Annotated in this window: 11 protein-coding genes; all 11 read left to right on the top strand. The window is 35.9% G+C overall.

Translation table 11 applies throughout. The features are described from left to right. Positions 1 to 95: 95 nt before the first annotated feature. Positions 96 to 536 (top strand): MarR family winged helix-turn-helix transcriptional regulator, encoded by a 441-nt coding sequence (locus ACZQCL_RS03120; RefSeq protein WP_418582682.1) that lies wholly within the window; start codon positions 96 to 98, stop codon positions 534 to 536. Further along, positions 533 to 2,716: an ABC transporter ATP-binding protein gene (locus ACZQCL_RS03125; RefSeq protein ID WP_482481823.1), complete on the top strand. Its 2,184-nt coding sequence runs from the start codon at positions 533 to 535 to the stop codon at positions 2,714 to 2,716. The genes ACZQCL_RS03120 and ACZQCL_RS03125 overlap by 4 nt, the downstream gene beginning before the upstream one ends. After that, the gene (locus ACZQCL_RS03130) at positions 2,709 to 4,547 is read left to right on the top strand and encodes an ABC transporter ATP-binding protein (RefSeq protein ID WP_482481824.1); all 1,839 of its coding nucleotides are present in this window, start codon (positions 2,709 to 2,711) and stop codon (positions 4,545 to 4,547) included. The genes ACZQCL_RS03125 and ACZQCL_RS03130 overlap by 8 nt, the downstream gene beginning before the upstream one ends. Before the next feature lie 3 nt (positions 4,548 to 4,550). Further along, complete coding sequence (locus ACZQCL_RS03135; protein WP_482481825.1) at positions 4,551 to 4,802, top strand: hypothetical protein; 252 nt, start codon at positions 4,551 to 4,553, stop codon at positions 4,800 to 4,802. Between the two features lie 440 nt (positions 4,803 to 5,242). Next, positions 5,243 to 5,494, top strand: coding sequence for an IreB family regulatory phosphoprotein (locus ACZQCL_RS03140; RefSeq protein ID WP_117573013.1), 252 nt, complete (start codon positions 5,243 to 5,245; stop codon positions 5,492 to 5,494). Further along, positions 5,494 to 5,919, top strand: a complete 426-nt coding sequence (gene ruvX, locus ACZQCL_RS03145) for a Holliday junction resolvase RuvX (RefSeq protein ID WP_117926599.1) — start codon at positions 5,494 to 5,496, stop codon at positions 5,917 to 5,919. The genes ACZQCL_RS03140 and ruvX overlap by 1 nt, the downstream gene beginning before the upstream one ends. 34 nt (positions 5,920 to 5,953) lie before the next feature. After that, positions 5,954 to 6,211 (top strand): DUF1292 domain-containing protein, encoded by a 258-nt coding sequence (locus ACZQCL_RS03150; protein ID WP_117573017.1) that lies wholly within the window; start codon positions 5,954 to 5,956, stop codon positions 6,209 to 6,211. Further along, complete coding sequence (gene mltG, locus ACZQCL_RS03155) at positions 6,201 to 7,289, top strand: endolytic transglycosylase MltG (protein ID WP_482481826.1); 1,089 nt, start codon at positions 6,201 to 6,203, stop codon at positions 7,287 to 7,289. The genes ACZQCL_RS03150 and mltG overlap by 11 nt, the downstream gene beginning before the upstream one ends. A 66-nt stretch (positions 7,290 to 7,355) precedes the next feature. Then, a complete protein-coding gene (gene greA, locus ACZQCL_RS03160; RefSeq protein ID WP_227991775.1) occupies positions 7,356 to 7,844 on the top strand; it encodes a transcription elongation factor GreA in 489 nt (162 codons plus the stop codon). Between the two features lie 143 nt (positions 7,845 to 7,987). Further along, positions 7,988 to 8,362 carry a ComEA family DNA-binding protein gene (locus tag ACZQCL_RS03165; protein WP_227991829.1) on the top strand — a complete coding sequence of 125 codons (375 nt, stop codon included), beginning with the start codon at positions 7,988 to 7,990 and terminating at the stop codon, positions 8,360 to 8,362. Continuing rightward, on the top strand, positions 8,359 to 8,952 hold a 594-nt coding region (locus ACZQCL_RS03170), incomplete at its 3' end, for a hypothetical protein (protein ID WP_482481827.1). The genes ACZQCL_RS03165 and ACZQCL_RS03170, both read left to right, overlap by 4 nt.

An 8,952-nucleotide genomic window follows, 5' to 3' on the forward strand; every position in this document is an offset into this window, starting at 1 on the left:
AGTGGGGAGCCGTATGCGGGAAAACTGCACGTACGGTTCTTAGAGGAGTTTATCTCCAACTGTTTAAAAGATTATAGAAGGAGGTAAATTTACTTATGGAAGTTCAAGATGAAGTACTAGATTTATTGTTTGATCTAACATATAAAGTCACGAACTTTGTTCGAAATAACCGTCATTGTAAAGATGGGCCTAGAATCAAAGATGTGATGTTGTTTAAAACGATTTATAAAGCAGAGAATCATCAGATCACAATGAGTGAACTGGCAAATATTCTCGGTGTATCTCCAGCAGCTGTATCGCAGATGATTGCTGGATTTGAAAAGAAGGGTCTGCTTCAAAGGGTGCATTCGAATACGGATCGTAGAACGGTCTATATTCAAATTGTTCCAGAGGCAATCGACATGTTTCAAAAGCGTATGGACTCCCATATAGCTAATGTTTATTCATATTTAGATTATCTTGGGCCATCTGACTGTGCGCATTTAAGAGATATTTTAGTGAAAACAGCTCATTATATGGAGGAAAATAAAGAATGACAAAGATTATGAAATATTTAAAGCCATATTGGCTATCCATTGTCCTTGCCCTTGGTTTGTTGTTTGGACAAGCCACATGCGAACTGACAATGCCGGATTATATGCAAGATATTGTCAATACAGGTATTCAAAACGGAGGTATTGAAAGTGGTGTGTATGAACAGGTTCGTGAAAGTACATTCAATTCGTATGTAATGTTCGCAACCGATTCCGAAAAAGATTTAATGACATCTTCTTATAAGGTGGTTACACCAAGTAAGGCAACTAATGAAGAAAAAAAGAGAATTCCAGCTTTGAAAACAGAGAATGTATATCTATTAAAAGATATCAGTGAAGAAAAGGAAGAAAAGCTTTCTTCCACTTTGACTCTACTTCAAATGACAATGGTAGAAGTAAGTAAAGAAGCTAAAGAAAACAATGTACAAATACCTCAACTACTGATGATGAATGGTATGGATACATATAGAAAAGCTGCAAAATCCGAGATTTCTAAACTCGGCGATTCGACAGTAACAAGCATGAGCTCACAATTTTTAAAGAAAGAATATAGTGATCTAGGTATGGATATGGAAAAGATCCAACAAGACTATATTATCTATTCAGGACTTAAGATGTTAGGCTATGCCTTAGGCAGTGCTATATGTGCGATATTAGTCGGATTCTTGGCAAGTCGTATTGCGGCAGGCTTCTCTAAAGATTTGCGTGAAGCCGTATTTGAAAAAGTGACGCATTTCTCGAATGAAAATCTAAATACATTTAGCACATCCAGTTTGATTACACGTACCACAAATGATATTCAACAACTACAGATGACGGTGGCAATGTTTTTAAGAATTGTCATGTATGCACCTATTATTGGTGTTGGAGCCATACTACACGTCATTGAGTCTGGAGCGAATATGACTTGGATTCTAGCTTTATGTGTCGTGATTATTTTAAGCGTTGTATTTGCGATCTTTATGATTGTTATGCCAAAATTTAAGATCATGCAGAAAATGATCGATAAGATGAATAGTGTTGTACGAGAATTATTAGATGGAATGTTAGTGATTCGTGCGTTCAACAATGAGCATCTTGAAGAAGCTAAATTTGATAAAGCGAATAAAGACATTACTTCTGTTTCTTTATTTACAACACGAGCTATGGCGTTTATGATGCCAATCATGATGTTTTTAATGAACGGTACCACACTTATGATTCTATGGTTTGGATCGAAACAAGTGGATGCCGGCATCATTCAAGTTGGTAGTATCATGGCCTTTATGCAGTATGCGATGCAAGTCATTATGGCCTTCTTAATGATTACCATGGTTGCGATTATGCTTCCCCGTGCCAATGTGAGTGCTTTACGTATTCATGAAGTATTAAGCAGTGATATTACAGTAAAAGATAAAGAGAATACGAAAGATTTCTCATCCAATATGCGAGGTGTTGTATCCTTTAAAAACGTATCTTTTAGATATCCAGGTGCCGATGAAGATGTTTTAAGCCATATTAGTTTTGAAACAAAACCAGGAGAAACGACTGCCTTTATTGGAAGTACAGGATCTGGTAAGTCGACATTGATTAACTTAGTACCACGCTTCTATGATGTGACAAGTGGATCTATTTGTGTGGATGGTGTAGACATTCGAGATGTCAAACAAGCGGATTTAAGAAGTCGCATTGGCTATGTTCCACAAAAAGGTATGTTACTATCAGGAGATATTGAATCCAACTTATTATATTCAAAGAAAGATGCCAATGCAAAAGACATCGAGTCTGCTTTAGCTATTTCTCAAAGTACGGAGTTTGTTTCTAAAAAACCAGAAGGCATCCACTCTGAAATCAGTCAGGGTGGTACAAACGTATCGGGTGGACAAAGACAAAGACTATCGATTGCGCGTGCCATTGTGCGTAAGCCTGAAATCTATATTTTTGATGATAGCTTTAGTGCATTAGACTTTAAAACGGATGCCAAACTTCGTGAAGCTTTAGCTGCTTCTTGTAAAGAAACGAAGAGTACAGTACTCCTTGTCGCCCAACGTATTTCAAGTATTTTACATGCCGATCAAATCATTGTGCTGGATGAAGGGAAAATGGTTGGAAAAGGAACACATGCTGAATTGATGGAATCTTGTGATGTGTATCAACAAATCGCATCGAGCCAGTTGACAAAGGAGGAACTTGCCAATGTCTAATCAGAAACAAAACAATCGTCCAAGAGGTCCTATGGGCCGTGGTATGCGTGGTGGCGGCGAAAAGGCAAAAGATTTCAAAGGTACAATGAAAAAGTTGTTCAATTATATCAAACCTTTTAAATTTACTTTCCTAATTGGAATTGTTTGTGCCATTGTCTCCGTATGTATTATGGTCATTGGACCTAAGATTCAAGGAAATATTATTACAGAAATAGCCGAAGGCTTTATGAATAAAGTACAAGGCAAGGGTGGCATTGATTTTGATGCGATCAAAAAGACGTGTGCCTTATTATTAGCTATCTATGCCATGAGTACGGCCTTCTCGTATCTTCAAGGCTGGTTGATGAGTGGTGTATCCAATAAAATGGGATATCAGCTTCGTAAGGAAATGAACCAAAAGATTGATAAGCTTCCACTATCTTACTTTGATAAAAACAGTCATGGAGACATTTTGTCTCGCTTTACCAATGATGTAGATACCCTAGTTCAATCTTTAAACCAATCTTTATCCACGATGGTATCAAGCATTGTACAAATCATTGGCTTTCTAGTGATGATGTTAAGTATTTCTTGGAAAATGACATTAATGGCTCTTGTTGTGATTCCATTTAGTATGATTCTAGTGATGGTAGTTGTGAAAAAGAGTCAACGCTACTTTAAGGCGCAACAAAAATCCTTGGGTTTAGTCAATGGACATATTGAAGAGATGTATGCAGCACATACAATTGTGAAAGCTTTTAATGGGGAAGAAGATTCTTTAAAATCGTTTAAAGACTATAATAATCAATTGTATACAAGTGCATGGAAATCCCAATTCTTGTCTGGTTTAATGATGCCATTGACAAACTTGATTGGTAATATTGGCTATGTTGGCGTATGTATTCTAGGCGGTTATTTAACGATTCATGGTGAAATTGCGGTGGGTGATATTCAATCGTTTATTACGTATACACGTAACTTTACGCAACCAATCTCACAAATCTCACAATCTATGAATATGTTACAGAGTACGGCAGCTGCTGCAGAGCGTGTCTTTGAATTCTTGGCAAGTGAAGAAGAGGTTGCTGAAGTACAAAGTCCAGTTGTATTCGAAGATGTGCAGGGTCAAGTAACTTTTGAGAATGTATGTTTTGGATATGATCCAAGTAAGATTGTCATCAACGATTTTTCGATGTATATCAAGCCAGGCCAAACAACCGCTATTGTAGGGCCTACAGGTGCAGGTAAAACAACGATTGTCAAATTATTGATGCGTTTCTATGAATTAAATGCAGGCGCTATTTATATTGATGGCCATAATATTACAGACTATACAAGAAGTGGTTTGCGTAATATGGTCGGTATGGTATTACAAGATGCTTGGCTGTTTGAGGGAAGCATTCTAGAAAACTTACGATTTGGTAGACCCAACGCAACTGATGAAGAGGTCATGAAAGCTGCCAAAGCTGCGCATGTTGATCACTTTATTCGTACATTAGATCATGGCTATGATACAATACTAAATGAAGCTTCTAGTAATATCAGTCAAGGACAACGACAATTATTAACGATTGCCCGTGCCTTCTTGGCAGATCCTAAAATCTTGATTTTAGATGAGGCGACAAGCAGTGTGGATACACGTACAGAAGTCTTGATTCAAAAGGGAATGGATGAGTTAATGAAGGGTCGTACAAGCTTTGTGATTGCGCACCGCCTATCTACGATTCGTGATGCGGATAATATTATCGTTATGGATCATGGTGACATTGTCGAAGTGGGAAGCCATGATGAATTGATGAAACGTAATGGTTTCTATACGAAGTTGTATAATGCACAATTTGAAGAGGCTTAAGCTATGCGTAAGATTATAGTGGATTTGAATGTAGTAAAAGATAACGAATTTTCAGTGATGTATGAAATGTTTGGATTAGACGTACAAAATAAATCGTACGAAGATTTTGAAAGAAGACTACTACAGATGTCTATTGAGACCATTATTGAAGTAAAGAATCGAAAACAAAATCTTACATCTTGTGCCAAATGGATCTTTATCTTAGAGGATATTCAACAAAAAAGTGATTGTATGTATTGTATTTGGGGTGAGTAAGACTTGTGGGTATAAATATGCAATCTGATTTAAACGCAATTGATAGTCAAGTATGGGGTTTATTATGTTATTAAAACTGAAAAGTTTGAAATTGTGTTTAGGTTTATGTGGTATGATATATATACAATAAAGGCGAGGAACATTTGGTTGACATCGAATGAAGCCTTGGAGCGCTGATGACGCCATCGTCACCCTGGGCCCTTTAAAAAAAGCAATACAGGGACAACGCTCATCCAAAGGAGGCACTTTGTGTGCCTCTTTTGCATATCATAAAGAAAGGTATAATATGTGGGATATAGATTTGTCTTTTTTGCAGGAAAGTGCACAAATCTTTTTAGACGAATTTGTTTAAAGGAATATAACATCTCACTTTTAGATAAATCGCTTTCTTTTTGAATTAGATTCATATATAATAAAAACGTGTTAAGGAGTGTGAAATTATGAAAGACATTACCGAAACAATGACATTTACTACGGAAGAGATTCGTCGTGAAAATATCAAGATGATTCTTCGTGAAGTAAGTGATGCTTTGGAAGAACGTGGTTATAATTCAGAAAATCAGATTGCTGGTTATTTGATTAGTAACGACCCTGCGTATATTTCTTCTCACAAGAATGCTCGTAACTTGATCCAAAAGATTGAACGTTATGAAATCATTGAAGAACTTGTACGTGCGTATTTAGAGAAATAATGGATCGTATCATTGGTTTAGATCTTGGTTCAAAAACATGTGGTGTATCGATTTGTGATGCGCTTCATATTACGTGTCGAGCTTTAACGACTGTGCGTTTTGAATCGGATGATTATGATGCTTGTTTAGAAGAAGTTTTAAAGCTATTAAAAGAAAATAAAGTCAAAGAAGTAGTTTTAGGCTTGCCAAAGCACATGAATGGAGATATCGGAATTCGTGGTGAAATATCTTGTGAATTTGCCAAGAAATTAGAGTCTTCGGGTATTACAGTTCATCTATGGGATGAGCGACTAACAACGGTTGCGGCCGAAAAAATCTTACTACAGGGGGATGTTTCTAGAAAGAAACGTAAAAAAGTAATTGATCAGATGGCTGCCGTTCAAATTTTACAGAGTTTTTTGGACAGACAAAACGGGGGATTCTAGATCCTCCTTTATTTTTGAAAGGAAAAGTATATTTATGTTAGATTCAAATAGTTTATATGTATATGATGAAGATGGAAATGAAAAAAAGATGACCATCTTATTCACTTTTGACAGTGATGAAACGGGATGCCAATATGTGGTTTTCCAAGATCCAGACAATGATGAGGGCGAAGTATTCGCATCTCGCTATGACGACAAAGGTCAGTTGATTCCTATTGAAAGCGAAGCCGAATGGGAAATGGTAGAAGAAGTAATCAACACGTTTGTTGAGGACGAGGAAAATGCCGACTAGGCGAAAAGTCAATTCTGTAAGAGTTGTCCTATTAGTCGTTGTATTCATTTTAATTATCGCTGGTCTTGGTTCGATTTTTGTCGTAAAGACAGGACTATCAAGTACGGGCAACGGGGATAAGGAAGTAGTGTTTACCATTGAAAACAATGAATCAATTGATTCAGTTTTAGAGAATTTGAAAAAAGAGAATCTGATCGCAAATGCGAGTGTTGCCAAGCTTTATGCCAAGGTAAGTCATAACACAAACTTTGTGGCAGGTACTTTTGAATTGGATAATGGCATGAGTGTAAAAGATATTTTGTCTACCATTCAAGATAGTACAAAACTAAAGAAAGATGCTCTTGTCTTAAAAATACCGGAAGGCAAATGGGCCAAAGAAATTGCGGCTGAAATATCAAATTTATATGATGGAAAGTATTCTTCAGAAGAAATTTTAAATCAATGGAATGATATTTCTTATATTCAAACGCTCGCAAAGGATTATTCTTTCTTAAATGTAGATGATTTAAATAATTCCAACTATAAAGTGAAATTAGAAGGCTATTTATTCCCAGACACATATTTCTTGGAAAAAAATGACTCTCTTGATGATATTACACGCGTTCTGTTGGATCGTTTTGATGTGATGTATAAAGAGAATAAAAAGGCATTTGATAAAAGCGACTTATCCATCCATCAAATTATCAGTTTGGCTAGTGTCGTTCAATTTGAAGCGAGTGAACCTGGTGATATGGCTAAAATTGCCGGTGTTTTCTACAATCGTTTAGATCAAGGTATGAAACTACAATCGAGTGTAACGGTATGTTATGCATTATATGATGATTTCAACGATCCAAAAGATTGTGAAACCAATCCAGAAGTCGATTCACCATACAATACGTACTTACATGAAGGCTTACCAATTGGACCAATTCTAAATCCAGGGGATGAAGCCATTAAAGCCGTATTGAATCCAGAAAAAACAGATTATCTATTCTTTGCGGCTGATATATACAACAAAGTGGATGGTAAAGTGCATTACACAAAAACGTACGAAGAACATTTAGAAGAATGCGAAAAATTAGGCTTAAATCTGTAACAATGTTTTGCATAATTTAAGGATTATGTTATAATTTTTTGTGCTAAATACAAGGAGTGATACCACATGGCAAATGAAAAATTTTACGTTACCCAAGAAGGTTATAATGATTTAGTCAATGAACATGAAAACCTAGTTCATAAAGTTCGTCAGGAAGTTATCGTTGAGTTGCAGGAAGCGCGTGCACAAGGTGACTTGTCTGAAAACGCCGACTACGATGCAGCCAGAGAACACCAGGCTCAAGTTGAAGGTCGTATTCGTGAATTAGAGGCAATGATCAAAAATGCTGAAATCATTAGTGAAGCCGATAATGCGGAAGATAAAAAGACAAAGAATGTTGTAAAATTGGGATCTACTGTTAAAATCTTAGATTTATCAGACAACCAAGAAGTAACATTCAATATCGTGGGTACAATTGAAGCGGATCCATTCAATGGTAAGCTTTCAAACACAACACCACTTGCAGAAGTCATCATGGACCACAAAGTTGGAGATGTATGTACTGTAAGACGTGTTGAAGAACCATATGATGTAAAAATTCTTGAAATTAAATAGAAAAACATCAAAAAATTACGTATAAGAGAAGGGTGATATTTATGAAACGAACTCTTCTCTTTTTTTGTCTCTTTGTTTTCTTTACCTTTACCTGCTTTAACCGGTATACACCCATTACCTTACAAGAAGCCAAGCCCACATTGATGCAAGTGGAAATCAAGGGGGCCATTCAAAATCCGGGTGTTTATACTTTAAAGCGAAACAGCTCTATTTCAAGTTTAATTCAAATGAGTGGAGGTCTATTAGAAAACAGTGATACATCTAGAATCAGTTTTAACTATATCCTACAAGATAAAGATGTAGTGGTGATTCCAGAAAAACAAGATGTAAAACTCATTTCTATTAATAGTGCAACATTAGAAGAACTACAAACACTTCCAGGCATTGGCCCGGCCATTGCCCAAAGAATCATGGAGTATCGCAAAAGTAACACATTTCAATCTTTAGAACAAATCCAAAATGTCAAAGGCATTGGTCCAGCCATGTTTAATAAGATTAAGGACAAGATCTGCTTATGATGTTGATACTTTCACTTGGCTTTTTGGCCTGTCTAATCTTAAAAGAAATACTTTGTATACTCTGTTTTACACTTTTCTTTCTTGTCTATCTATACTATCGGTTTAAAGACAAAAGAATTCGGATTCTATTTATTTTATTTAGCCTATTAAGCTGTATCCTTGTATATCCAAAAGAAGTTCAACAACAGGATACATATAAAATTACAGAAATAAAGAAAGGGTACTATATAGGTAAAAATAGAGGTTCTAAAATTCTTATTCAAACAGATTTAGATTTAAGCTTCCAAGATGAAGTTAAAGTCAAACACATAGAGCCTATTCATACAGATGATAATTTTACTTTATTTAGTTTTACTCGATACAATGAAAATAAGAACATCAGGTTTAAGACAAATTCTGTAGAAATCATCCACAAATCAACATCATTCAAGTCTAGACTCTACAACTATTTAAAGTTGAAACCCAATTCTTCCATTGTTTTATCCTTATACTATGGCATACACGATGAAAGTATAGACGAAATCTATACGATGCTTGGATATGGCTATATGAGCGCATACTACATTGTTTTACATGTGTTAAAGCGAAAG

The sequence above is a fragment of the Holdemanella sp. genome (genome assembly GCF_056804935.1).

Coding starts and splice junctions, on each gene's coding strand:
- ACZQCL_RS03120 (WP_418582682.1), top strand. CDS start 96: ATGGAAGTTCAAGATGAAGTACTAGATTTATTGTTTGATCTAACATAT.
- ACZQCL_RS03125 (WP_482481823.1), top strand. CDS start 533: ATGACAAAGATTATGAAATATTTAAAGCCATATTGGCTATCCATTGTC.
- ACZQCL_RS03130 (WP_482481824.1), top strand. CDS start 2,709: ATGTCTAATCAGAAACAAAACAATCGTCCAAGAGGTCCTATGGGCCGT.
- ACZQCL_RS03135 (WP_482481825.1), top strand. CDS start 4,551: ATGCGTAAGATTATAGTGGATTTGAATGTAGTAAAAGATAACGAATTT.
- ACZQCL_RS03140 (WP_117573013.1), top strand. CDS start 5,243: ATGAAAGACATTACCGAAACAATGACATTTACTACGGAAGAGATTCGT.
- ruvX (WP_117926599.1), top strand. CDS start 5,494: ATGGATCGTATCATTGGTTTAGATCTTGGTTCAAAAACATGTGGTGTA.
- ACZQCL_RS03150 (WP_117573017.1), top strand. CDS start 5,954: ATGTTAGATTCAAATAGTTTATATGTATATGATGAAGATGGAAATGAA.
- mltG (WP_482481826.1), top strand. CDS start 6,201: ATGCCGACTAGGCGAAAAGTCAATTCTGTAAGAGTTGTCCTATTAGTC.
- greA (WP_227991775.1), top strand. CDS start 7,356: ATGGCAAATGAAAAATTTTACGTTACCCAAGAAGGTTATAATGATTTA.
- ACZQCL_RS03165 (WP_227991829.1), top strand. CDS start 7,988: ATGCAAGTGGAAATCAAGGGGGCCATTCAAAATCCGGGTGTTTATACT.